Raw genomic sequence first — 24,662 nt, 5'->3', positions numbered from 1 at the left:
TCCTTTTGGGCACATGCTAGCGAGATATTACCTTAACGCTAGCATACTCCATTTACAGTGCTCCTTGTACTTTCAAAGCGGTGCTTAACACATTATTTGCTCGCGTAGCGGCATTCGTAGAGCCATCGTTTTCTTCGAGAACAATGGCGATGACGACTTTGCAATCCTCGGTGGGGCCCATGCCAACAAACCAGCTGTTGTCGAGTTCCTTGTCGGTCTGGGCCGTGCCCGTCTTGCCTGCGATGTTCACGCCCGAGATAGCGGCGCCCTTGCCGGTTCCGCTTTCCACAACGCCCTGCAGCACTTCGAGCACGCGATCGGCGGTGCTGGTGGACATGACGTTGGCATATACGGTGGGCGAGGTCTCGCTCGCCTTTTCGCCTTCGGCGTTGTACACGCTATCTACCAGGTACGGCTGCATGATGGTGCCGCCGTTGGCGATGGCTGCGCCTACCATGGCCATCTGCAGGACGGTTGCCTGCGGGCCGGCGGCGCTCTCGTGTTCGCCTACGGGCTGCCCAACTGCGGCCCATGCGGTTTCCCACGTGGTCATTTCGCTGGGGTCGGGCATGAGCGACATCGAAAGCGGAAGCTCGAAGGCGGTGGTGTTGTTGAATCCGTACTGTTCGGCGCTACGCACCAGCAGTTCGGGGCCAATCTGCACGCCCACCTGGCCAAATACGGTGTTGCTGGAAACTTCGGTAGCGCGGGCGAGGGTGATCTCGCCGTAGCTGGTGTCGTCGAAGTTGGTAACGGGCGCATTGCCAATGTCCATGCTGCCCGGGGCGTCGTACACGGTGTCTTCGCTGGCAATGCCGTTTTGCAGGGCCGTGGCCAGCGTGAGCATCTTGAACGTGGAGCCGGGGGCGTATAGCGCCTGGGTGGCGCGGTTGTAAAGCGCGTCGCTGGAAGACGAATCGGTGCTGTTGGAAAGCAGGCTCTCGAATTCCGCGGCGTCGTAGGTGGGCGAGGAGGCCAGTGCCAGCACGGCGCCCGTTTCGGGGTCGAGTACGACGCAGGCGCCCGAATAGCCGTCGAGCGCGTCTTGCGCAGCCTGCTGAATCTCGGAATTGATGGTGAGCTTCACGTCATTGCCGCTCGTGGAGATGCCGGCGTAGTTGTTGATGACGTCGGTCCAGGTGGCAAAGTCGGTGCTGCCGGAAAGCGTGTCATTGCAGGCATTTTCGATGCCGCTTGTGCCGTACTTCGTGCTCGAGTAGCCCACCACATGCGAAGCCAAAACGCCTGCGGGGTAAATGCGCGTGTACGTGCCATCTTCGTTCTGAATGCTTTGCGCCAGCACCACGCCATCGCTCGTGGAAATGGTGCCACGTTCGCGCGTGGCTTCCTTGGCGGTGGTGTGGTTGTTCGTGGAGAGGTTCTGATAGTAGTCGGCGTTGACCACCATGAGCAGCGTGAGGTTTGCTACCAGCACGGCGAACATGAGGCAGATGACAATCATGAGGCCCGTGAGGCGCTTGCCCAAGGCCACGCGGCCCAGCACGCCCATTTGCGCGTGGGCGGAACCGCCGATGGCGCCGGTCATTTCGCGGCCTACGCCCGTGGCCTCGTCGCCGCATTTCAGGAGCATGCCTACGGCGATGAAGCTCGCCAGCAGCGAAGAGCCGCCCTGGCTGATGAAGGGGAGCGTGAGGCCCGTAAGCGGAATGAGGCGCGTGACGCCGCCTACGATGATGAATGCTTGCAGCACAATGGAGGCGGTGAGGCCCGTGGCGATGAAGGAGCTTACGTCGCTCTTGGCGCGGGCGGCGGTTACGATGCCGCGCACGGCGAACGCGACGAACAGCAGTAGCACGCCAGCAGCGCCCAGAAGGCCCGCTTCCTCGCAGATGGCGGCGAAGATGTAGTCGCTTTCCACGACGGGGATCTTGTCGCACAGACCGTTGCCGATGCCCACGCCGAAGATGCCGCCGTCGGCCATGGAGTAGATGGCCTGGCAGAGCTGGTAGCCCGTGCCCTGCGCATCGGCGAAGGGGTCGAGCCACGTGCTCACGCGGATTTGCACGTGGGAAAACGCGCTGTACGCGAATACGCCGCCGATGGCCAGCAGGATGATGGCCACGGCAATGTAGACGCGCTTGCCCGTCGTGACGTAGAGCATGGTGAGGAATACGAAGAATACGACCAGAGCGCTACCCAGGTCCTTCTCGAAGATGACGACGATGAGCGCCAGGCCCCATACCAAAAGCATGGGCAGCAGCGTGCGGATGTCGGGCAGACGCAGCGGCCCCAGGCGCATCGTGAAGACGGAGAGCATTTCGCGGTTCGCGGCAAGGTAGCCCGCAAGGAACAAGACGATGAGGATCTTCGCGATTTCACCAGGCTGGAAGCTGAACGAGCCCACGGAGAGCCAAATACGGCTACCCGAGATTTCGGTGCCGATGCCCGGCAGCATGGGCGAGAGCAGCAGCAGGATGCCGAAGATCATGAGGGTGTACTTGTAGTTGGCCGTTCGGTCGATGTTCTTCATGAACACGAGCACGCCAATCATGCACACGATGCCCAGGAACAGCCACATGACCTGGCGAATTGCCATGTCGGGCGCCAGGCGCGTAATGAATGCGATGCCAATGCCCGAAAGCGCGAACGCAATGGGCAGGATGGCTGGGTCAGCTGCGGGAGCCCATTTGCGTACGGCTAGATGAGCCACGGCGAAGGAACCGAAAATGCCCAGGGGAACTCCAAGTGTTTCCACGCTGAGCGTTTGCCCCTCGTTCATGACGATCATGGCGTAGAGCAGAATGACGATGGGCGCTGCGATGAGCAGCAGCAGGAGTTCGGTGTTGCGGCGCGTCATTAGGCAACACCTTCTTGCGAGCTCGATGCGCTCGAGGTTGCCGAGTTGGTTGCCTCTTCGGTTTCCTCATTGCTCTCAGCGGATTCGCTCGAGGAGCCCTCTGCGTTTTCGGAAGACTCGTTCGAGGTGCTTGCGGAGGCAGATGCCGCCTTCGATTCCTCGATGTATTCCTCGTAGGTATCGACCAGCTGATTTGCCTTGTCGAGGTTGTCGACGCGTATGACGCCTTCGGAAAGGCGATTGGCAACGCCGGGTTCCAGGTCGCTTACTTCCACGCTGGTCACGTGGTCGAGATGCGACAGGGAAACGCCCAATACGGAATCGGGCACGCCTTGGTAGACTGCGACCTTGCCGTCCTGGGAAGCCAGGTAGGCGCAGGTTTGGCTGTAGTGGTACGCGCCGTAGCAAATGCCCAGCACGGTAGCAATGATGGCAAGAATGATGACGATCGCCCAAGCGCGTCCGCGGCGGCGCGTCTTCTTCACGCGCTGCTCTTCGTTGCCCTCCACATCGACGACCACGACGGTGACGTTGTCTTGCCCGCCTGCGGCGATGGCTTCGTTCACCAAGATGCTGGCGCACCGTTGCGGGTCGCGCGTGCGCATGAGAATGGTCTCGATTTCGCTATCTTCCAGCATGCCCGTAAGGCCGTCGGAGCATAGCAGCAGGCGGTCGCCCGTGCAGACGTCGAGCTCGTACAAGTCGGGCTGCATGGAGGGGTCGCTGCCCAATGCGCGCGTGATGATGGAGCGCTTGGGGTGGACGCGGGCTTCCTCGGGGGTGATCTCGCCAGCTTCGATCATGTCGGCCATAAGGCTGTGGTCGCGCGTGAGCTGTTGCATCTGCCCCTGGTGGAGCAGGTATGCGCGGCTGTCGCCCACTTGGGCGATGGCCAGGCGTTCTCCGCGTAGCACGGCGGCGGTCATAGTGGTGCCCATGCCTGAACGGCCCTTTTCCTGGGCTGCGTTGATGACGGCGTAGTTGGCGGTGATTACGGCATTGCCCAGCGCTTCCGTGTCGGCTTCGCTGGGGGCTTGCCTGGCCAGCGTGCGAACGGCAATTTCGCTTGCCACTTCGCCTGCGGCGTGGCCGCCCATGCCATCGGCCACAGCGTAGAGGGGTGGGGCCACGATAAGGCTGTCTTCGTTGTGCTCGCGAACGCAGCCGATATCGGTGCGGCTGCCGAATTTCGCGGAAGGGGCGCGTCGTACCTGCGCCTGAGTGCGTGCGGCCGCCATTATGCGAACCTCGCCCTCATTACCACGTCGCCGATGGTGACCGTGTCTTTGTCGCGCAGGGCGGTGGGCTCGAAGATGCGGTGCCCGTTAACCGTGGTGCCGTTGGTGCTGCCCAGGTCTTCCACGAACAGGTTCTGGCCCATGAGGGTGAAGCGCGCGTGGCGCCCGGAAACGTACCCTGCGCCAATGACGATGTCGGCTCCGGGGTTGCGGCCCACGATAACCGGGCCGTGTACGGCGATTTGCACGCCGCGCAGTTCTTTTGGACCGCGTTCGACGGCGATTGTCCAGGACTTTTCCTTCTTACGCTGTCCGCGTACCAGGCCAATGCCCGTTTTCATGATGGCGAACAGGAACAGATACAGGAGCGCCACGAAAAGAAGGCGCCCGACGAGCAGAGTTACGTTGATCAAAGATGATCCCTTCGTTTAGTTCTGCGTGAACATGAGGTCGGTCATGCCCAGGGAAATGCGGTCGCCTTCGTAGAGCGGCTGCGAGGTGATGCGCTGGCCGTTCACGTAGGTGCCGTTGGTACTGCCAAGGTCGGTGATGGTCCATACGCCGTTGCCATCGCAGGTGAATTCCGCGTGGCTGCGGCTAGCGTTGATGTCGTCGACTACGATGCCGCAGCCGCTGCTGCGACCCATGACCATGCGCGATACGGTGAGCGCATAGGTGCGGCCGGTTGCCGTGTTCACCAAGCGTGCGGGGTAGACCGCCGCTGCGGGCGAGGCATCGTTGAACGTGCGCGTTGCGGGAGCCTGCATGGGCTGCGGACGCGCAGGTGCGGGAGCGGGCGTGGGGCGTGCCGGAGCTCCAAAGCCTGCGAACTGGTCTTCCTCGGGGAAGCCTCCTGCGTATGCGGGGTCGAGCGGCTGGGAGGTGCGACGCCCGTATCCTTCGCGGCCCTGGGCGGAAGGCGTGTAGGCTGCGCCGTTTTCCTCGTAGTTTTCGAAATCCTGGCTATTGAAGGTGTACTCGCCGTAGTCGATGGAACGGTCGATTTCCTCTTCCGGCACGTAGGGAAGCGGTTCCTTGTGCGGAGGCTGCGCCATGGATGGCTCTGCCGTATAGCCGCCACCAGCGGGAGCGTATGCTTGCTGCTGCTGGTAGGGGGCGTCGTAGCCCATTTGCGGCCCGCGCTGGGGAGCGTATGCCTGCTGCGGTGCAAAGCCACCCATCTGGGGGCCACCTGCCAGACCGTAACGCGCCATTTCCTCTTGGCGAAGCTGCGAGATGATGGGCGCCGAGACCATTTCGGCGATGACGTCGAACTTGCCGTGGCGCAGCTCTTCGTCAACGATGAAGCGCACGAGCGGCTGTCCGTCCATGACCAGGCCGTTCTCGTTGGCCTTGGCGGCCAGGTACGTTTCGGTTTCGCCTGCCAGCGTGGGGTAGTACCCGAACAGGCGCTGGTCGTCGTCGGGGTTCACCAGGATGGTGTACAGCGTGGGGGCGTATTGGCGGCCCGCGCCGACCATCTTTTCGCGGCGCATTGCCTTTTCAGCCTTTTTCGCTATCTGAACAGGAGAGATCGGGGCGTCGAACATCTTGTTCGCGGCGCCTTCCAGGCCGTCTTCCACATGGCCTTCGAATCGCGAGAATATGCCCATGAGTGCTCCTTGTATGCTTCGTTACTGGGTACTTAGTATACGGAGTCTATATTGCCACAAAAGGGTATCAGCGGGGCATTTTCAATGCAACTTACACGGGCGTACCCGCCTTGTAATCAGGCGGGCGTACGTTTTATTCCTTGATCCAGGCGGCGAAGAGCGCGATGGTGCATGCCGCTGCCAGGCCCAGGGCGTCGGTGAGCATGGGCGCTACCGATGGTTGCCCATTTGCCATCCATGCTGCCAGGCAGGTGCCTGCAATGAGAATGAGGCCGGCGATGATGGTGCCCGTCATGTACCAGGCGCGCGTCCCGCGCAGCGAGAACCCCGAGGCGGTGAGCGCCGCTGTAAGCCAGGTTGCGCCGATAATCCAGGTGGCGGGGTTGGAGAGCATGAGCCCAAGCCTTCCTGAGTAGCCGCCGTCGATTCCCATCCAGAACGCAACGGGGTTCCAGAATGCCAGGCTCGAGCTTCCCAGCGCGCCAAGGAAGAGGGCGCAAGCAAAGCAGAAAATCGTCGTGACAAGGGCATCGCGGACGCGCAGGTTCAATCCGCATACCAGGGGAGCGAGCGGGCCGCAGCCCACCGCGCCGCCCGCGGGTACGCATGCTGCGGAAGCGCCTGCTTCCAGGATGTGGGAGCGTTCGCCCTCTTCGCGGGGCTCGCCCAAGCGAGCATGCCCGCTAACGGCCCACCAGGCGATGGAGATGCCCACGAGGAGCATGCCTGCCCCTGTGGCGTTGCCCGCGATGAGCGCGCAGCCGAAGATGATGGCGGCAACGGCTATGCCCACGCTGGGCAATGCGGCCCCCAGGGCGATGGTGAGTGCGACGAGACCCCAGAAAAGCGGGGAGTTCATACCGTTGACGGCTGGCATATTGGCGCATGCAGCAAAGCCGAGAAGTCCAGACCCCATGCCCGACCAGGCGCGATATACGATGCGGCGCGTGCGTTCCTGTAGGCGCTCGCCAAGGGGCAGGCTGGGCGTGGCGGGTTGCTTCGCTTCGCCTGTATCTTCGCAAGCGGCATCCACGATGCTTGCGAGCTGCTTGTGGCCCGCGCGGGGCGAACCCAGGTGGGGAAGGAACTCCTCGGCAAACTCCTCTACGGAGTCGTAGCGTTCGTTACGATCGGGATCGAGTGCGTAGAAGAGTACGTCGTCCGCTTCAGGCGACAGTCCGTCGAGGCAGAGCGACGGGAGTACCAGCTCCGCTTCCTCGATGGCCGTCTGCGCGCGTTTCAAGTCGGGGGCAAAGAAGGGGTTCTCGCCTGCGATCATCTCGTACGTGAGCGCGGCAAGCGCCCATTCGTCGCAACGCTCGTCGAGGGGCTCCAGCCGCATTTGCTCGAGCGGCATGTAGCCAATGGTGCCACCGCCTGCTTTCGAGAATCCCTCCGCGTCGGAAAGCTTCGCAAGGCCGAAGTCGGCTACCTTTACTTGTCCCTGATGGTTGATGAGCACGTTGTCGGGCTTGATATCCAGGTGAAGCACCTGGTTTTCGTGGGCCGTCTGCAGCGCGTGAGAAACGTCTTGGAAGATGGCCGCCATGACGTCGGGCGTGAGGTCTTGCGGGAACTCGTCAAGAAGACGCGTGAGCGTGATGCCGTCTACGTACTCCATAATGAGGTAGGCGGTGCCGTTTTCGGCTTCGAAGTCGATGATGCCCACGATGTTGGGGTCTTGCAGCATGGCTGCGGTGCGGGCTTCGTCGAGTCCGGGAATGTCGCTGGCGGAGATGGGCGATCCATCTGGATCGAGCAGGGAAGAGGCATCGCCGTTTTCCGTGGCTGCCAGGATGCGCTCGTCGATCTGCATGCTCTTTACGGCAACGCGGCGCTTGATGCGCGTATCGAAAGCGACTTGTACGGTACCGAACCCGCCGCGGCCAGCTTCGCCCAGGGGTTTGTATCGGTTGAGTATGAGTTCGCCTTCGGCCACGTGGTTCCTTCGTTTGCGGTGCGTTTTAGTGGTGCATGCCAAGGCATGCGGGCTTTTCTTCGTGATGTGGTCCACGATTTCGCCCGATAAACGCTGTGTTGGCGGCGAATCGTGCGAAAAATGTGTACCAGGCCATAATAACTTGTTTTTAGCGCTTGCCAAGGGCGACGGCGTACGCTAGTATTCTTTCCTGCCTGTTCGCGGCAAGCGAACGAAGCACCATGCGGGTGTGGCGGAATTGGCAGACGCGTACGGTTCAGGTCCGTATGGGGGCAACCCCATGAAGGTTCAAGTCCTTTCACCCGCACCAAAATGATCGGCGGCCTACGGGTCGCCGTTTTTGTTTTTCTGCGTGAACGCGGCTTCGTCCTCTGTTCACGCAAAAGGGGCACGAAACCGAAGTCCCGCGCCCCGTTGTTTGCTCTGCGCTATTGGGCTACTGCAGCAAGTTGGCGATTTCGCCCAGCAGCGGCTCGAAGCTCACGCCGCGGTTCTGGAAATCGGGCTGGTGGCTGGTAACCTTCATGGCGCGTACCACGAAGTCGCTGGCGAAGCGCGTGGCCTCCGCAACGTCACGGCCGGCCATAACGGCGGCCATCAGGCTGGAAGCGAATAGGTCGCCCGTGCCGTGCAGCATGTAGGGGAGCAGTTCGTTTTCGGTGACGGTGAAGTCGACCGATTCGCCCTGCACGTAGTTGTGAATCTTGCCGTCACCGTGGTCGATGCCCTTCAGCACGACATTCTTGGCGCCTTTTTCCAACAGGCCGTCAATCATGCTGTGGACGGTATCTTCAGAGATGTCGGCACCAGGCCATTCGATGCCCAGGATAATGGCGGCTTCGGTGAGGTTGGGCGTGAGGATGTCGGCGCTTGCGGCCAGATCGCTCATGGCCTGGCATAGTTCCGGCGTGTAGGTGGGGTACACCTTGCCATGATCGGCCATAACGGGGTCTACCACGCGAATGGCGTTCGGGTACGTCTCGTAGACGTCGCGAATGCGGTCTACCTGTTCGGGTGCACCCAAAAAGCCCGAGTACACGGCGTCGATATCCACGCCGATGCCCTTCCAAGCGTTCAGGTAGTCTTCCATGATTTCGGTGGTGTCGTGCATATACCATCCGGGGAAGGCCGTGTGGCTGCTGAACAGGCCCGTGGGGACGGGGCATACGTCGCAGCCCGCTGCCGAGAGAACGGGGATTGCCACGCCGAGCGAGCATTTGCCGTATCCGCACAGATCGTGAATGGCGGCGATGCGAGGAATGTAGGCGCCTTCGCGCTGATAGAGCGGCTTGTTCAAGGTAATTCCTTCCAGTTTGGTATGATTTCGGCACATTCTACGACTAGGGTACGTTGCAATCAATGCCAAAGTGGCTTCGGTTGCGGTTATTTACGTAAATGACTTTATTTGGCTGTAGCGCGGTGGGCCCGTTCGCGCTTCCCCTTCGGAGCACCCGCTCCGCTGCTCGCGTGGCTTCGGCCCCGCACGGGCCGAAGCCGACGCTCGTGCGCTCGCTGGTTCATGTTATTACTGGATGCATCGGACAGCAATTGTCTCTATGCTTCTGTATGTTGCAATTCCGCCATGCAAGCAGGTCATTTGCACTCTGCTCAACTGGTCCCCTGGTTTAAAAGGAGCCTATAATCCGCTCAACGCCCAGCCTGGATTTCAGGGCATGCGGTGAACCTCTCAGCTTGATGTGGGTCAAACCTCCCGACTTTGGCCCACCCGCGCATCCCCCTTCGGGGCACTGTGAAAGCATTCCAAATACGCGCTATGTTCGATATGGCCGCGGAGAGCGGGAAGCGAAGCTTCACGCAATTCCGCGGCCATATCGAACAGCGCGAAGTAAAAGCATGAACCAGCGAGCGCACGAGCGGCTCCGTCGATTCCTGCCGGCGGGAACGGAGGCGCAGCCGAGCGTTCCCGTCCGGGAAGCAACCTCGCGGAGCCGCGAGCAGCGGAGCGGGTGCCCCAAAGGGGGATACGCGGGCGGGCCTGCGGCGACCTGCAACCCGCACCAACAAGAAAGGGGCGCCCGTCGGACGCCCCAAAAGTTCCAGCAATGTGCGTTGGGAGGATTATTCCTCGTCGTCATCATCGTCGTCGAAGAAGCTCCAGTCGTCTTCCGACTTTTCGTGATTCTTGTAAATCTGGCGCGTACGGCGTTCCATGATGACGCACGCAATGAGGCAGATGACGATGGTTGCGGCGAACAGTACGCCCAAGCCAGCGTACGATTCGAACAGAAAATGATATACAGCCTCGAAATCCATGCATGCCTCTTACGTTGTAGTTTCAAAGGATAGTTGCTGAATAGAGTATACTATTCCATCGCATTAGCCCAGCGGATTTCGCGGTGCTCTGCCGCAAAACACAACAACCGCGGGCGTGTAGAACTATCAGCTCTAGCAGGAGGCATCATGCTCGACGCACGTTTCGTAAGAGAAAACCCAGAACTTGTCGCAACCGCGATGAAGAACCGCAACTTCCCCTGGGATTCTTCACGTTTCAGTGAGCTTGACGAAAAGCGTCGCGCTGTCATCACCGAAGAAGAGGCCCTGCAGGCCGAGCGCAACGCCATGTCGAAGAGTATTGGCGCTCTCATGGGGCAGGGCAAGAAGGACGAGGCCGAAGAGGCCAAGGCCAAGGTTCGCGCAATCAACGAGAAGCTCGACGAGCTTGCCGTTGCCCATCGCGAGGCCGAAGAGGCCATGCATACGCTGCTCATGAGCGTTCCGAACATTCCGCACGAGTCCACTCCCGTGGGCAAGGACGAAACGGAGAACCCCGAGGTGCGCCGCTGGGGCACCCCGCGTGAGTTCGACTTCGAATACAAGGCTCATTGGGATCTTGGCACCGACCTGGGCATGATCGACTTCGAGCGTGCCACGAAGCTTTCCGGTAGCCGCTTCGTGCTGCTGGGCGGCATGGGCGCTCGCCTGGAGCGCGCGCTCATCAACTTCATGGCCAACACGCATGCGAGCCGTGGCTTCAAGGAATGGTGGTGCCCCAGCCTGGTGAACCGTGAGACCATGACGGGTACCGGTCAGCTCCCCAAGTTCGAAGAGGACCTGTTCAAGACCAAGGACGAGAGCCTGTATCTCATCCCCACGGCCGAGGTGCCGCTTACGAACATCCACGCCGGCGAAGTGTTGGAAGCTTCCGACCTCCCGCTGCGCTACACCGCGTTCACGAACTGCTTCCGCGAGGAAGCCGGCAGCGCGGGTCGCGACACGCGTGGCCTCATTCGCCTGCATCAGTTCGATAAGGTCGAAATGGTGAAGTTCGCCAAGCCTGAAGAGGCTTATGACGAGCTGGAAAGCCTTACGGAAGAGGCGGAATACATTCTGCAGCAGCTGGGCCTGCCGTATCGCGTCATCACGCTGTGCACGGGCGACCTGGGCTTCTCTGCCGCCAAGACGTACGACCTGGAAGTGTGGCTGCCGAGCTATAACGACTACAAGGAAATCAGCTCCTGCAGCTGCTGTGGCGATTTCCAGGCACGTCGTGCGCACATCAAGTATCGCGACCCCGAGAACTTCAAGGGCACGCGCTATGTGAACACGCTGAATGGCTCGGGTCTGGCCGTTGGCCGCACCATGGCTGCCATCATGGAAAACTATCAGAACGCCGACGGCACCATTACCGTGCCCGAGGTGCTCGTGCCCTACATGGGCGGGGTTACGGTCATTGAGCCGGAGTAATTCCAAGAAGCCCACGCCCCGCAAGCGTTCGAAGGCGAGCGAGGCCAAAGAGAAGAAGGTTCAGGCAAGCGCGCAGGAGGAGACTTCTGCGCGTGCGCATGCTAGGCCCAGCGTTCGCAAGTCCGTGGGCGAAGATGCCAAGCAGCAGGCGCGTCGTGCAACGGTGAATGCTCGCGAGCGTGTCGCGCAGATGCGCTCGCAGCACGAGGCGCGCGAGCAAAAGGCGCAGGCGGCGGCAGAGGCGAAGCCTCAGCAAGCGTCCAAGAATGCCACGCCCAAGCGGGCATCCAAAGTATCGAAGCGCATGAAGATCGTGCTCGCTCTTGTGCTGGCGGTGGTGCTAGCCGTGGGCGCTACGGTGGCATATTGCGTCTGGGATATCTGGTACCGCTACGACGATGCCGCCGATATCCAAGGCGAATGGATTTCCCAGGAGGGTGCCGCGCTCATTATCGATGGCAGCCAGATGCGGCTTACCGATACCGTATCGTATGCGTATACCATTGACACGCAGGCGAAAACGATATCCTTTACGTACGCTAACGCGCAGGGGCAGGCCGCCTATCATTTCAGCCCCGACCGGCAGCAGCTGGTCATCGAAGATGGCGGAACGACGGACTGGATGGTTATCCTGGGCGTTGCCAGCGACACCGCATTGACGGAAACGCCAGGGGCGGGCACGACGGTGCTTACCCGCGTGAACTAGAAAGAGGACCCATGGAAGAAACGATGTCTCAGGCTCCCATGCAGGAGCAGGAAGGCAAACAGGCAGATAACGCCCCGCGTGGAAAGCACTCCGTGGCGGGTTTGCCGCTTGTCATCGACCATATTACCGTGCGTTCCGATCGCATGGTGTGTCGCGTGCGCGTAAGCCCTGCACTGCGTTACACCACGCCGGGTATGGCGCATCGCGCGTTGGAAAAGATGCCCAGCTTGGCGCATCATTCCTGTGTGAATGAGAATGGCGATACCTTCGCAAGCGCCATCGAGCATACTCCTTTGCCCCATTTGCTGGAGCATGTCACGATCGACCTGCTTACGCAGCGAACGGAGCGTTCCGACTACGTATACGCGGGCGTGACCGAATGGCTCGACGAAGAGCGTGGCGTTGCGCGCGTGCAGGTATCCATGCTCAGCGACATTGAGTCGTTTGCCGCGTTCCGCGATGCTGCGAATTTCATCAATAACCTCATTGTGGGTGCGTAGCGCATTTGTTCAGATAGAGCGTAAAAAGAGCCACCGGCTTTGTGCTGGTGGCTCTTTTCGTTGCTATGGAAGGTCCTGTTACTTCAGGAGCTTGATCTTTCCCACGAGGGGCAGTTCCGTGAGCTCGCCATGGTAGGCCTGAACGGTGCCCATGATGCCAACAACGAGCAGGAAGATGGCGAGGATGCCGCCAATGAGGATGATGGACAGGAAGGCCGCAATAATCGAACCGATGAAGATGACGAGCGCCTGGTTCAGATGGTGCTTGATGAAGGGGTCGGTGTCCTTGTCGGCCACACATGCGGCGAAGATGAGGGGAAGCAGGCCCCAGTAGACGCTCATGGCCAGGGCGCGCGAGGTGCCGGTGGTCTGGGCGTAGACCTTCTGGTTGGCTGCAGGCTGGTAGTTGGGCTGCTGCGGTGCCTCGTAGGTGGCGTTTGCCTGCTGGGCGCTTTCCTGGTTGGGTACGGTCGTACCGCAGGAATCGCAGGTCGAGCTGCCTTCGGCAAGTTGCTTACCGCAATTCGGACAAAACATAGTTACACTCCTTGCTTCGATGATGCGCTTTTGTCGCGCAAGCAGATAGGGTATCACAACCTGGGAAAATGCAACTCGCGAACGTAGATGGTTGCGAAGGGCGTACTGCTTCTTTTCAAGGGCTTGTATGGTGCACCGGGCGGTTGCGCACGGGTAGATGATTGCCCTTTTCGATCTTTTCCCTTGGGATGGCAAGAATGAATATGTTTCGGCATAATATGCCCTTGACCAGGCAATGCAACTGCTGGTTGCCAGCTTTTGGCAGTTTGCCAAGCAGGGTGTATGGCCTTTTGCCGTTTGCAGCCGCATTATTCTCGGTGCGCGCAACGAACGACAACGCAAAACCGCTAAGGAGTTAGAAATGAAGTTTAGGGACAACCTGTTGCACCTCCGTCAGCAGCGCAACATGACGCAGGAACAGCTTGCCATGCTGCTGGGCGTTTCCCGCCAGTCGGTGGCGAAATGGGAATCCGGCCAGTCGACGCCCGATGTCGATAAGCTCATGCGCATGGCCGACTTGTTTGATTGCACGCTCGATGAGCTGGTCTCTGGCGATCTCACGCAGCGTGAGGTCGACGCGCGGGAGGTCATTCCCGAGGGTACGCCCGTAGATGATGTGTGCGGCTACGATGTCCACATGCGTTCGTTCGCCCTGAAAGTCGCGACGGGCGTCGCCATTATCATTGTCGGCTTTGCCCTGGCTGCCCTGTTTGACGCGCTGGCACTGGGCAGCGTGTCGGAGGCTGCCTCCCCGGCGGCGTTCTTGCTGTGCGTTGCCCTAGGCTTGGCGTTTATCTTGCCGGCGGGCATGGCTCATTCGTCGTTCGCCAAGTCCCACCCCTTCGTGGAGGACTTCTATACCGAGAAGCAGAAAGCTGCCGAGCAGCGTAGTTTCGCTCGCTCCATTACGATTGGCATCGTGCTCATCGTGCTGGGGGTGGCCACTGCTGCGGTTGCGGATGTCTCCTCGAACGATCTTCTGCGCGAGTCTGGTGGTGCGGTAATGCTCGCCTTTATTGCAGTAGGCGTATGGCTCATTGTTCACGGTGGCATCATTCATGGCCTGATGGACGTTGAGAACTACAATCGCGAGCGCGAGGACGAGAAGAACGAGTACAACGACCCGCGTATTTCGCGTGCCTGTGGAATCATCATGCTGGTCGCAACGGCGCTCGGCCTGCTGATGCTCTTTGGTTCCATGGCCGCTTCTGACATGGGCAATGCGACTCTCACTACCGTCTGCTCGTACTTCTGGGTAGTGTGGCCGATTGGCGGTATTCTGTGCGCCATCGTGTCGGTAGCCATGAGGAATCCCGAGGCCAAGTAGCTGCCAAATCGCATGCGCGTCAAAAACGAGGAACCGCGCTCAGCCCACGGGAAGCGCGGTTCTTTTTTTACGGGGGTGACGCTAGCTGTCGCGTCTTCCACGGAATTATGCGCCAAGAGAAAGGAAGGGTCGTGGAAGACTGTGTGGGCAGAGGCGCGAGCTATGCGTTCAAGCGCTCCACGTTGCCGTACGCGAGCTCTTCGAGCATGCAGTACAGAGGTTGCACGTTGAATCCCTTGGGAAATTCAAGCACCTTCGAATCGGTGGTGGGATTGTAGGCTTTGTAATACGGACTGGTGAAGTAGCTGAACGACAGTTCGGCATGATCGAAACCCGCGCCGCCAGTTTCCAGGCGCACGTCGATGACGCTATTCAGGTTGATGGAATCAACGCGTACCTTGGTACCCGTCATGCCCTTGTGGTCGATAAAGATAATTCTCTTGTTGGTGAACATCATCTTGTCGCGAAGGAGTGCAAAGCAGCTGACGAAGGATTCTCCAGGCATGAGATACATACCGTATTGCCTGGTAGCGTCTTCGGGGGACAGAGAGGAGTAATTCCCCATGAGGCCCTGCATGATACCGCCCGCGCCTTGGTTGCGAACGCTGCTTTCGTCGCGCTCCATTGCTTCCTGAACTGCGCCCTGCGCTTGCTGCACGGCTGAGTTTGCGGCGTCTTTCACCCTGTCCATCAATGCCATGGTGTCTCCTTTGCTACGTATTCGTGTGGCATTGAGCAAAGAATACGATTTCGTAGCTTGGGGACTGTACCGTAAAGCGGACAGGCCGTTATTGGGCTACTTATAAGTTTAGTGCTCTTGTGCCATTTCGGATGCATCTGTGGTGCAAAGGCTATTTTGCGCGGGGAGTGCAATGTGGCTCGCCGGGGGCTTTGCTCATTGCATGCCGCAGAAATTGCTATTTATACACTCCGAGTTAATGAAACTAGCGTCTCGCAAGGTGAAACTTGGGGCTGGCGTATGAAAACCACGTACAACAAAGGGGGACTTATGAAAAACGCCGTAAAGCCGCTTCTCATCATCTCGTTGATTCTGGGGGTTCTGAATTTGATAGGGTTTGGAGTCTACTATGTGTATATCAGTGCTGGCGCCAGTACGGCGCTGAGCGCAACGGGATTGGGCGGGTTGTCGTCTATCGCTCAATACAGTATCGATTACGCGTTTTCGCGTCTTGTGCCGTGGGCGATTGTGTCGGCGGTTGCCCTTGCTATGAACATTGCCGCTTTGGCAAAGCGCGACATTGCGTTGCTCGCTCTCTTTGCGGGCATCCTCTACTTCGTGGCAGTATTCATTGCGTATGGCGATTTTTGGATGGGCACCATCTTTGAAGCGGTTTTGTGCGTCGTTGCGTTCGTGATTCAGTTCATGGCTAGCAAAAAGTCGGAAGAGTAGACAGTTGGGGCGCAATGCCCCAACCTCCTGCTTTTGACCGTCAATTCCTATTATTACGACTTGTAAACCGCACGTCTCATCTGCGAAGAGTATTCTATAATGGCTGAAAGCCCTCGTGGCACTACATTGGCACTGCAACCGTAAACACGGTGAATAGGAGGCAGCAATGAGTGGAAAATTCGGATGGTTTGTAGCAGGTGCAGGCATCGGTGCGGCGCTCGCGCTGCTGTACGCTCCTCGCACGGGCGTGGAAACGCGTGCGTTGGTTGCGGATAAAGCCAACGATGCTTGGGGCAGCGCTCAGCAGTTCGGAGCCGAAGCTCAGTCTCGCGGCCAGCAGATCTATGCCAATATGAAGGTCAAGGGCCAGGAAGTATACGATAGCGCCAGCGCGAGTGCTCGTACGGTATACGGCCAGGCTTCGGAAGCCGCCCAGGGCGCCATCAACGATGTGTCCGATCGCATGCGTACGGCCACGGGCAACGTGAAGCCCGTCTTCACCGAGCGTAACGACGAACTGCGTGAGAAGATCGATGCCGCGCGTGCGCGCATTGCTGCGCAGGTGGCCAAGAACGCCGAAGAGGCGAAGGAGGCAGAGGCTCCTGCCGAGCCCATTCAGGCAGAGGCCGAGGTTGCCGATGCTGCGGAAGAGCCGAAGGAAATTGCCGAAGGCGCTTCCGAAGAATAGTATGTAGTGGTTCTTTTTGGGCGGCACCTCTACGGGGGTGCCGCTTTGTGATTGTTTGGGGGTCCGCATGGCGGCAAGAACGTACAGTACCAAGGCGCTTTCCGGTACGCGCGTAGTGGGCGGAAAGAGTGGCACCAAGCACATTGGCAAGGTGCGCTACTTCGTGTTTCATCCGTCCGAGAAGCGTTGCGTGGGCTTTCTGGTAAAGCGTCCCGATTTGGCGCTCATGTTCCGCCGTAAGGACGAATTCGTTGCGCTCGACGGCTTCGAAATGGAAGACGGGCGCATTCGCATTCACGACGAAGACAAGTATGCGTGCGGTCGTCCGGCCATCAAGCGCCTGGGGCTCGACTGGGATCGTTGCACCATCTGGGAGCACATGCCCATCCTCACGGTAAGTGGCAAGGAATGCGGTACGGTGGGCGACATCGAGTTTCTGCAGTCCAGTGGCAAGATCGTGGCTGTTCGCCCCGACAAGGGCTCGCTCGACGCGGCGCTTCTGGGTCGCACGGTTATTCCCTCGAAGATGATCAAGGGGTTCCGCCTGGGCATTGGCGGTGTGGCGGTTGCCACGCAACAGCAGGTGGGCGAGCAGTTGGAAGACGACGACGCCCAAACGGGCGCCATTCTGGTTTCCGACGAGATCTTCAGCCTTCAGTCGGAGGGCGGCCTTGCGGAAAAAGCGGGCGCGAGTGCCGCGATTGCGCAGGAGAAGATCCGCGAGGTTGCCGAGTCCGCTAAGCCAGGCATGAAGAAGGCGGCGAAGGCCACGGGCGAGGCCGTCAACAAGGGCGCGTATCTTACGGGGCGCCAGCTCACGCGTGCCAAGGGTATGTTCTCGGCGTTCAAGGAAGAGTACGACAAGGCTGTTTCGGGTGACGATCAGCCGAAGTCGGGAAAATAGTGTGCAGGAGTTTTCGTGGGTGAGCAGATGGGGCAGAAGAAGCAGGAACGCACGCGGAATGCGGAGGCCGTAAACGTCTTTGGGCATGTGGTTCCCAAGGCCGACCTGTTCAAGCTTTTGGGGCTCATTGCGTTTTTCGTCGTTTCTATTGCGGCAGTTGTGGCCGTGTGGCCGTTCATTGGCGAGCTTTTTGAAGAGGGTGGCGTGGAGCGCGTCATCGCCAAAGTGCAGGATGCCGGTGCGTTTGGCGTGTGCATTCTGCTTGCCATGCAGTTGCTGCAGGTCATTGTTGCGTTTATTCCTGGTGAAGTCGTGCAGATCGCTGCGGGTATGTTGTATGGCCCTTGGTTTGGCGCGCTTATCATCCTTGTGGGCTGCTTTATCTCCAGCTTCATCATTTACCTGATCGTGCATCGACTGGGTCAGCCATTCGTGGAGGACATGGTTCCCACGAAGCATCTCGAGCGCTTTCGGGCGTTCGAGAAAAGCGGCAAGCTCGACATCATGGTGATCATCCTGTTCCTTATTCCTGGTCTGCCGAAAGATGTTTTTACATATCTGGTGCCCCTTACCGAGATGCCCATGGGGCGCTATTTGGCCATTACCACGCTTGCGCGCATTCCGGGGGTCGTTATGTCAACCCTTGCCGCGTCGGGCCTGGCCGAGGGCAACTTCGCCATGGGCATTGCGGTGTTTGTCATCGTGGGTGTGCTTGCGGTTCTTGGCTTTGTCTTCCGCGAGCGCATTATGGCGCTGGGCACGCATGGGAAAGGCGGGGGAGATTCGCATGAGTGAGCAAACGTATGCGCCTCATCGAAGCCGCGTCGTAGCGGGGCTGCTTGCCCTGTTCTTCGGGGCCCTTGGCTTGCATAAGTTTTACCTTGGCTATTTTGGCGCTGGCCTTATGATGATGGGCATGTCTTTGGTGCTTGGCATTTTGAGCTTCGGCATTTCCGCAGGTGCCATGGCTGTTATTGGCATTGTCGAGGGCGTTATCTACCTTACGCGCACGCCCGAGGATTTTGAAATGTTGTACGTTCGCGATCGTCGCGAATGGTTCTAAATTCCCCTTCTCTTCTTGTTTGCGCGTGCATTCTGGTTGCTTTCGCGTATTCGTATTGTTCCCCTTCCGTAACAATAGGGCTATAATTTCTCCGTTTTTAGAGTCTTGAAATGGAAGGTTGGGTAATGGACGAGTTCTTCAAGATTTCCGCTCGTGGATCGAGTGTGCGAACGGAGGTTATAGCCGGCCTGACGACGTTTCTTACCATGGCATATGTGGTCGCCGTCAATCCGGCTATGCTGCAATTGGTGGGCATGTCGTTTAACGCGGCGCTCACTGCCACGTGCTTCGGTGCGGCTATCATGACGCTGATCATGGGCCTGGTTGCCAACCGTCCTGTTGCTCTGGCCACGGGCATGGGCCTGAATGCCGTGGTCGTATACAGCATCTGCTTGGGTACGGGCGTCGACTGGCGCGTAGCCATGGCGTGCGTGCTGCTGGAAGGCCTGGTCATTCTGCTGCTGGTTGCGTTTGGCCTGCGCGAGGCCATCCTGAACGCCATTCCCACCAGCCTGCAGCATGCCATTGGCATCGGTATTGGCCTGTTCATTGCCTTTATTGGCCTGAAGGGCGGCGGCCTTATCGTTGATAGCAGCGCCTCGCTCATCACCATGGGCAGCATTCGCCAGCCTGTGGCCGTGGTGTCTATCCTGTCGATCGTGCTAGCCATCGGGTTTACCGTGCTGAAGGTACGCGGTGCCCTCATGTGGTCCATTCTCATTTCCACGATCGTGGGCATTCCGCTGGGCGTTACCGTGCTGCCTACCGATTGGAATTTCGGTCTGGACTTCAGCGCTTTCGCCGCTCCCATTCAGACCACGCCCGAAGGCACCATTGCCATTCTGCAGGTGTTCCTGGAGCCCGTTCTGCTGATGTTCGTATTCAGTATGATCATGAGCGACTTCTTCGATACCATCGGCACCGTGTTTGCCGTGGGCGAGAAGGCTGGTTTCGCCGAGCATAACGGCCGCATCATCGGCCTGCGCAAGATCCTGGTTGTCGACTCCATCGCCGCTGCCGTTGGTGGCTGGATTGGCGCAAGCTCCATTACGAGCTACGCGGAATCTACCGCCGGTGCTGCCGCTGGTGCTCGTACGGGTCTTTCCAACGTGGTCGTTGCCATCTGCTTCGTGCTGTGCGCGTTCCTGGCTCCCATCATCGGCATGATTTCCAGCTCCGCTACCTGCGGTGCCCTGGTTGTTGTTGGCTATCTGATGATGAGTTCGATTGCGGATATCGATTGGAAGGATCCCGCGATGGCCATCCCGTCGTTCTTGACGATCGCTGGCATCCCCATGACCTACTCCATCACCGACGGCATCGGTTTCGGCTTCATCTTCTACTGCTTTGTGATGTTCGCCATGGGTCGCTTCAAGGAAGTACATCCGCTCATGTGGGGTACGTCGGCTGCGTTCCTGGTGGCATTCTTCATGATTTAGTGTCCGCGCTGCGGGGCGGGGGATGCCCTTGGGGGCACCCGCTCCGCTGCTCGCGTGGTTTCGGCCCCGCACGGGCCGAAACCTACGCTCGTGCGCTCGCTGCTTCATGCATATACTTGGATTTTTCGCCCAAGGCGAAAAATCGGGCCCAGCTCAGCTGGGCCTTTTTGTTTGCTTTCAGAGTGCCCCCAAGGGCATCTCCCGCCCCGCAGCGCTACCCAATCCGCTTGTGCCCCCAGAAGCGCGCGCTTTGGGGCGCGCTTTCCCAATCGGGAATCGCCTCACGGGCGCAGGCGCCCGTACGGCGACGTCACGACCCAGCGGGCGGAACTCAGCCGCAGCAGGGCGCAAGGCGAAGCGAGCGCCCGTGGCTCCAGCTTGCGAACCGGCGAGCGGAATCTAGTCGCAGCAGGGCGGACAGCGAAGCGCATCCGCCCGTGCGACCGCTCCCAAGTGGGTTCCCGGTTTCCAAGAGGTCCCGCACGGATGGGACGGGCTGTAGCGCAACCACCGGTTGTAGGGCCGGCCCGCGTCCCCCTGCGGGGCACTCTGAAATCATTCTATTGCGCTGCTCAAGGGGCTTCCGAAGGCGGAGCGGAAACGCAGTTTCCGCTCCGCCTTCGGAAGCCCCGGCAGCGCGAAGTAAAAGCATGAAGCAGCGCAGCGCATGAGCGATGGTTTTTGCCCCGTTGAGGGGCAAAAACCGAGCGAACAGCGGAGCGGTGCCCCGCAGGGGGACGCGGGCCGGCCCCGGGACGGAACGAGGGGGTAGAGCTACAGCCCGTACCAGCCGATGCCCTCGTACTTCCAGCCAAGTTTGCGCAGCCCATCGCGCTCGGATGCGCTCGTCGTGTAGTGGTGCGACCCGGACTTGGCGTTCGGGTTGTACAGGCGGTAGAGCGGCGTCGTCTTGTTGTCGTCGGAGTACCAGCCGATGCCCTCGTACTTCCAGCCCAGCCCTCGCAGCCAGTCGCGCTCCTCGGCGCTGGAGGTGTAGTGGTGGTCGCCGCCGTTGGGGTTGTACAGGCGGTATACGGGCGTGTTGCTCGTTGCGGGCGCCGTCCAGCCGATGCCCTCGTACTTCCAGCCAAGTTTGCGCAGCCCATCGCGCTCCTCGGTGCTGGCGGTGTAGAAGTGCTCGCCGCCGTTCGGGTTGTACAGGCGGTACATGCTTTGCTTGCTCGTACCGCTGGAGTCCACGATTTGGAACGCGGCAAGACGCGAGCCCTTGTAGTAGTGGCCCGTGGCAATGACGTACACCGTTGCGGTGCCAGGGTTGATATTGTTGACGTACTGCAGGGTGTAGTCGACATCCTTGCGCAGGGTTACGCCCTTAACGATGACCGAGGGGTTGGGCGTTACGGCCTTGCCCGTGTATGCCTGCGGGGAAACGACGTTGATAATCACGTCGGTTTCGGTGGTTAGATCCACAACGTTCGCGATGAAGACGGGGAAGTGGCCATTCACGTTGTTCGAATCGAAGTGGAAGGGCGTGCCTAGCGTCGTGTCGGCAAAGTCGACGCTCTGCATCACTTCCGACGTTTGCTTGGTTATGCCGTCCCCATCGAGCCTGCCCGCCGCTTGCGTGCAGGAAAGCTCCAGGTAGTGCGTATTGCTGAAGGATGCGTTTCCATTGGCAACGTCGCCACAGATGGCGCCTGCCGCGGTTCCCGTAAGGTCCACTTCGTTGTACGTTACGAGCCCCGTGTTGTAGGCACGCTTTACGGTAAGCTGTCTCGTCGCCCAGCCCACCAGGCCGCCGGCATACGGTCCGTCGGCGGCTAGACCCGATACGGTAACGTATCCCGTGTTGTATGCGCTTTCCACGCGTACATTGTACCCGCAGCCTTCCAGGCCGCCTGCCATGCCGCGTGCCGTGATGTTTCCACTGTTGTACGACGTCAGAAACTCGCTGCTGCTTGCGCAGGATTCGCCATTCGCGTTGCCTGCAAAGCCCAGCAATCCGCCTACGCGCGTAGCGTTGGGCGCTTGAATGTTCCCGGTGTTGGCGCAGTCTTGGAACACGACGTGCGCGTTGGGGAGCGCGCGCCCCAGCATGCCTCCCACGCCTTCGGTTTCCAGTCCGTTGGTAACAGACCCCGACGTGAAGCAGGAATTGAACGTGAGCGATCCCTCTTTCATGATGCCCACGAGTCCTCCCAGATCGGCCGCAGACGCGGAAACGGCTACGCTACTGCTGACGTTGTAGAACGTTGTCTCTCCACCGTTTACCGACTCTGCGAGGGCGGGTCGCGACATGGTCCCCTCAAGGACGAGGTCCTTGACCTCCGTTCGTCCGGGCGAGCCCGTGATGGCATTGAACAGCGGCTGCGTGGTGCCTGCATGCATGGTGATGGTGTGCCCGCCGCCATCGAAGCTTCCCGCAAAGGGCGACGCAATGCCAATGGAGGGCACCAGGGGCGAGGTTTCGGTGTCTAGGTCCAGGTCGGCGGTCAGCTTGTAATGCGCCGAGCCATAGGTGGGGAAGTCGTTTTCGATGCAGTACTGCATGTAGGCAAGCGCGCCTACGGAGTCGATGATGTAGGGGTCGTTTTCGGTGCCTGTGCTTGCATTGGCGAACGAATCGGGGCCTGCGGCAACGGCAAATTGAACTTGCATGCTGCCGCTGTAGTTGCCTCCGGGCACGGCTACCGCGTCAACGCTGCCAAGCGGTGCCGTGATCTTTGTGTTGTTGCTGCTCCAGTCTAGCGTATAGTCCACGTTCTCCTGTAGCTGTACGCCTGCGGAATTGGTGATGGTGATGGAGGGGCGCACTAGATTGTTGCCGCCGAAGTTCCAGGTGCTCGTGGCGGTGTACGTGCAATTGCTCGTACCCAGGTTGGCGGCTATGATTCTGAATTCATTGGGCCCACTTTGCGTGCCCGCATAGGCGCCTGCACCCACAACGGTGAACGTAGCGGGGTTGCCATCCGTGGTCACGTTGATGTTGTTGGCGCCCGTAATCGTGTAGTCGGACTCGGGGTCCAACTCGGTGTCATTCAGCACGACCCGGATATCGGAGGGCAGAACCGCTTTGCCTGTATACGTAACATCCTCGTCGGAACAAAAGATATCGGCATCCTCCAGATTCACGGAGGGCTCTTCCTGGCCCAGCTGCCAATAGAGCACGGGGTATCCGTAGTTGGGCGTTGAGCTTTCGTGGCCGTCGCTGAAGTATGCCCCCAGCTTGCTTGCGCCTTGTCGCTTCAGATCGTCGAACGAGAGGGGCAGGGCGTTTGATTGGCTGATGGTGGGGGCAACGAGTCCTCCGGTATTGGCCCCTCGCGCGCCGTCCCAGCCTGCGGCTGCGTCGCCACGGAAGTAGCAGTTCCCAATGCGGATTTCGCTGCCTGCTTCGCCCACGCCCACCAGGCCCACCAGGCCGCCTACGGTAGCGGACCCGTCGGCTTGGCTTTGCTTGCCCATGAGGCTTGCACTATAGGTGTTCATGATGGCCAGGCGGTATAGTCCGCCTTGCGTACGTCCTACGATGCCTCCCAGGTACGCCGTTCCACCTACGGGGGTTCCAATGACGGTGTATTCGAAGTCGTTTTCCGCGGCGCTGAAGCAGTTCGAAATGGTCAGTTTGCATCCGCTATTCGCGCCCACAAGGCCGCCACCTGCGGCGGAAGCGGAAACAGTGCCCGTGTTGCCGCATGCGCTGATGGTTACCTCGCTCGGGGAGCTTGCGGATGTCGACTCGCAGAGGCCCACAAGCCCGCCGGCGTTGCCAGCGTTTTCGCCCACGCTGCCTGCTCTAATGAGCCCCGTGTTGGTGCTTGCGGCGTTGAAGTCCAGGTAGTTGCGCGATGCGTGCAGCGAGAGGTTACAATCGAGCGCATATCCCACCATGCCGCCTGCGGCCTTCATACCGCTTACGGGCCCGCAGGTTTTGCATCTGTCGATGGTGAGAGTCCCCGTCGCCTTGCCAACCAGGCCGCCAGCGATGCCGTTACTGCCGTTTGCCGTGGCTGCAACGGAACACGTGACGCCTTCGAACGTAACGTTGCCATCCGCAACGCCCAGCACGCCTGCGGCGATTTGTCCCACGCCTGCGGCCGTGGTGGTGCCCGAAAGGTTGAAATCCTTGAACGTGGCGCTATGTCCCGCTGCTGTGGCTCCGAAGAGTGACGCCATTTTGTAGGTCAGGGTCAAGTCGGTGATGCCAATTTGTTTGAGCTTGATGGAGTGCCCGTTGCCGTCGAAGGTGCCGCAGAAGTACGCGTAATCGACTACGCGTTCGTCTCCTTCGCCGATGGTCGTATGCTCGCCCCAGCCAATGGGTGACCAGGCGGTTTCTTTCGATGCGTCAATATCGGCGGTAAGCGCATAGTGGGCCGTCTGCGCGGCAGTGGGCGTGTACGTGCCGCCCGAGAGCTCTCCGGGCTTGTTCACCTCGCTCATCATGTAGCGCAGCTGGGCCACATTGGCAATCTGATACGGATCGCTTGCCGTGCCCGTGCCCCCTGCATACGAGGTGGCGGGTTCGGTATCCGCAAAGGCGGATGCCGGTAGAAGAATCATCACGATTGCGAACGCAGCGCAGAGCAGGGCGCCCAGGCCCACCGCGGAACGTGCTGCTTCCCGTGACTTCGGACTATTCAAGTGCGACTGTACGTGCATAACGACCCCCCATTGCCGCGCGTGAAATGCAATCTCAATTCTATCATTTTCACAGTTCAGGTGCAGTAAACAGCTGGTTTTCGACTTCGCGACAGCCTGTTATTCAGGCTGTTTTAAGGCGTGGTTTGTAGAGTCGGGTACAGTCAACGAG

20 protein-coding genes and 1 tRNA gene are annotated in these 24,662 nt (G+C 59.7%); 11 read left to right on the top strand and 10 right to left on the bottom strand.

The window, feature by feature from the left end:
- Positions 1-52: 52 nt before the first annotated feature.
- From AAY81_RS08045 to AAY81_RS08025, 5 genes are all read right to left on the bottom strand, one after another.
- The gene (locus tag AAY81_RS08045; protein ID WP_066663731.1) at positions 53-2,818 is read right to left on the bottom strand and encodes an FtsW/RodA/SpoVE family cell cycle protein; all 2,766 of its coding nucleotides are present in this window, start codon (positions 2,816-2,818) and stop codon (positions 53-55) included.
- Positions 2,818-4,056, bottom strand: a complete 1,239-nt coding sequence (locus tag AAY81_RS08040) for a Stp1/IreP family PP2C-type Ser/Thr phosphatase (protein ID WP_066663722.1) — start codon at positions 4,054-4,056, stop codon at positions 2,818-2,820. Before AAY81_RS08040 ends, AAY81_RS08045 begins: the two co-directional genes overlap by 1 nt.
- Complete coding sequence (locus tag AAY81_RS08035; RefSeq protein ID WP_066663719.1) at positions 4,056-4,469, bottom strand: FHA domain-containing protein; 414 nt, start codon at positions 4,467-4,469, stop codon at positions 4,056-4,058. Before AAY81_RS08035 ends, AAY81_RS08040 begins: the two co-directional genes overlap by 1 nt.
- Before the next feature lie 15 nt (positions 4,470-4,484).
- Positions 4,485-5,669, bottom strand: a complete 1,185-nt coding sequence (locus AAY81_RS08030; protein ID WP_066663716.1) for an FhaA domain-containing protein — start codon at positions 5,667-5,669, stop codon at positions 4,485-4,487.
- A 133-nt stretch (positions 5,670-5,802) separates the two neighbouring features.
- The gene (locus AAY81_RS08025; protein WP_066663714.1) at positions 5,803-7,608 is read right to left on the bottom strand and encodes a serine/threonine-protein kinase; all 1,806 of its coding nucleotides are present in this window, start codon (positions 7,606-7,608) and stop codon (positions 5,803-5,805) included.
- A gap of 223 nt (positions 7,609-7,831) precedes the next feature.
- On the opposite strand from AAY81_RS08025, the gene AAY81_RS08020 reads away from it, so the two are divergent.
- A tRNA-Leu gene (locus AAY81_RS08020) sits at positions 7,832-7,918 on the top strand.
- Between the two features lie 126 nt (positions 7,919-8,044).
- Here AAY81_RS08020 and AAY81_RS08015 read toward each other — a convergent pair.
- Positions 8,045-8,941: a pyridoxamine kinase gene (locus AAY81_RS08015; protein ID WP_143117311.1), complete on the bottom strand. Its 897-nt coding sequence runs from the start codon at positions 8,939-8,941 to the stop codon at positions 8,045-8,047.
- Positions 8,942-9,687: 746 nt separating this feature from the next.
- Complete coding sequence (locus tag AAY81_RS08010; protein WP_066663711.1) at positions 9,688-9,882, bottom strand: DUF6724 family protein; 195 nt, start codon at positions 9,880-9,882, stop codon at positions 9,688-9,690.
- Between the two features lie 147 nt (positions 9,883-10,029).
- Here AAY81_RS08010 and serS point away from each other — a divergent pair, with 147 nt between their 5' ends.
- The 3 genes from serS to AAY81_RS07995 are packed head-to-tail and all read left to right on the top strand — an operon-like array spanning position 10,030 to position 12,519.
- Positions 10,030-11,313 carry a serine--tRNA ligase gene (serS, locus tag AAY81_RS08005; protein ID WP_066663708.1) on the top strand — a complete coding sequence of 428 codons (1,284 nt, stop codon included), beginning with the start codon at positions 10,030-10,032 and terminating at the stop codon, positions 11,311-11,313.
- Positions 11,300-12,019 (top strand): hypothetical protein, encoded by a 720-nt coding sequence (locus tag AAY81_RS08000; protein WP_066663705.1) that lies wholly within the window; start codon positions 11,300-11,302, stop codon positions 12,017-12,019. Before serS ends, AAY81_RS08000 begins: the two co-directional genes overlap by 14 nt.
- An 11-nt stretch (positions 12,020-12,030) precedes the next feature.
- A complete protein-coding gene (locus AAY81_RS07995; RefSeq protein WP_082867932.1) occupies positions 12,031-12,519 on the top strand; it encodes a cyanophycin synthetase family protein in 489 nt (162 codons plus the stop codon).
- A gap of 78 nt (positions 12,520-12,597) precedes the next feature.
- Here AAY81_RS07995 and AAY81_RS10560 read toward each other — a convergent pair whose 3' ends face one another.
- Complete coding sequence (locus AAY81_RS10560) at positions 12,598-13,056, bottom strand: zinc ribbon domain-containing protein (RefSeq protein WP_066663702.1); 459 nt, start codon at positions 13,054-13,056, stop codon at positions 12,598-12,600.
- Positions 13,057-13,417: 361 nt separating this feature from the next.
- On the opposite strand from AAY81_RS10560, the gene AAY81_RS07985 reads away from it, so the two are divergent.
- Complete coding sequence (locus AAY81_RS07985; RefSeq protein WP_066663699.1) at positions 13,418-14,383, top strand: helix-turn-helix transcriptional regulator; 966 nt, start codon at positions 13,418-13,420, stop codon at positions 14,381-14,383.
- 160 nt (positions 14,384-14,543) lie between these two features.
- Here AAY81_RS07985 and AAY81_RS07980 read toward each other — a convergent pair whose 3' ends face one another.
- A complete protein-coding gene (locus AAY81_RS07980) occupies positions 14,544-15,083 on the bottom strand; it encodes a PH domain-containing protein (RefSeq protein ID WP_205630825.1) in 540 nt (179 codons plus the stop codon).
- 309 nt (positions 15,084-15,392) lie between these two features.
- Between AAY81_RS07980 and AAY81_RS07975 the strand changes: the two genes are divergently transcribed.
- The 6 genes from AAY81_RS07975 to AAY81_RS07950 all read left to right on the top strand — a co-directional run bounded on the left by AAY81_RS07975 (position 15,393) and on the right by AAY81_RS07950 (position 19,888).
- Positions 15,393-15,794, top strand: a complete 402-nt coding sequence (locus AAY81_RS07975; protein WP_066663696.1) for a hypothetical protein — start codon at positions 15,393-15,395, stop codon at positions 15,792-15,794.
- A 166-nt stretch (positions 15,795-15,960) separates the two neighbouring features.
- Positions 15,961-16,482, top strand: a complete 522-nt coding sequence (locus AAY81_RS07970; protein ID WP_066663694.1) for a YtxH domain-containing protein — start codon at positions 15,961-15,963, stop codon at positions 16,480-16,482.
- 67 nt (positions 16,483-16,549) lie between these two features.
- Entirely contained in the window at positions 16,550-17,386 is an 837-nt protein-coding gene (locus tag AAY81_RS07965) for a PRC-barrel domain protein (RefSeq protein ID WP_066663686.1), read from the top strand.
- 15 nt (positions 17,387-17,401) lie between these two features.
- Entirely contained in the window at positions 17,402-18,181 is a 780-nt protein-coding gene (locus AAY81_RS07960) for a TVP38/TMEM64 family protein (protein ID WP_066663685.1), read from the top strand.
- The gene (locus AAY81_RS07955) at positions 18,174-18,449 is read left to right on the top strand and encodes a TM2 domain-containing protein (protein ID WP_066663684.1); all 276 of its coding nucleotides are present in this window, start codon (positions 18,174-18,176) and stop codon (positions 18,447-18,449) included. Before AAY81_RS07960 ends, AAY81_RS07955 begins: the two co-directional genes overlap by 8 nt.
- Positions 18,450-18,574: 125 nt before the next feature.
- Positions 18,575-19,888 carry an NCS2 family permease gene (locus tag AAY81_RS07950; RefSeq protein ID WP_066663683.1) on the top strand — a complete coding sequence of 438 codons (1,314 nt, stop codon included), beginning with the start codon at positions 18,575-18,577 and terminating at the stop codon, positions 19,886-19,888.
- 774 nt (positions 19,889-20,662) lie between these two features.
- Here AAY81_RS07950 and AAY81_RS10625 read toward each other — a convergent pair.
- The gene (locus AAY81_RS10625; RefSeq protein WP_205630824.1) at positions 20,663-24,511 is read right to left on the bottom strand and encodes a hypothetical protein; all 3,849 of its coding nucleotides are present in this window, start codon (positions 24,509-24,511) and stop codon (positions 20,663-20,665) included.
- Positions 24,512-24,662 lie beyond the last annotated feature (151 nt).

The organism is Denitrobacterium detoxificans (genome assembly GCF_001643775.1).
In the GTDB taxonomy this organism is placed as follows: domain Bacteria; phylum Actinomycetota; class Coriobacteriia; order Coriobacteriales; family Eggerthellaceae; genus Denitrobacterium; species Denitrobacterium detoxificans.
This window is presented reverse-complemented; position numbering and strand designations above follow the sequence as displayed.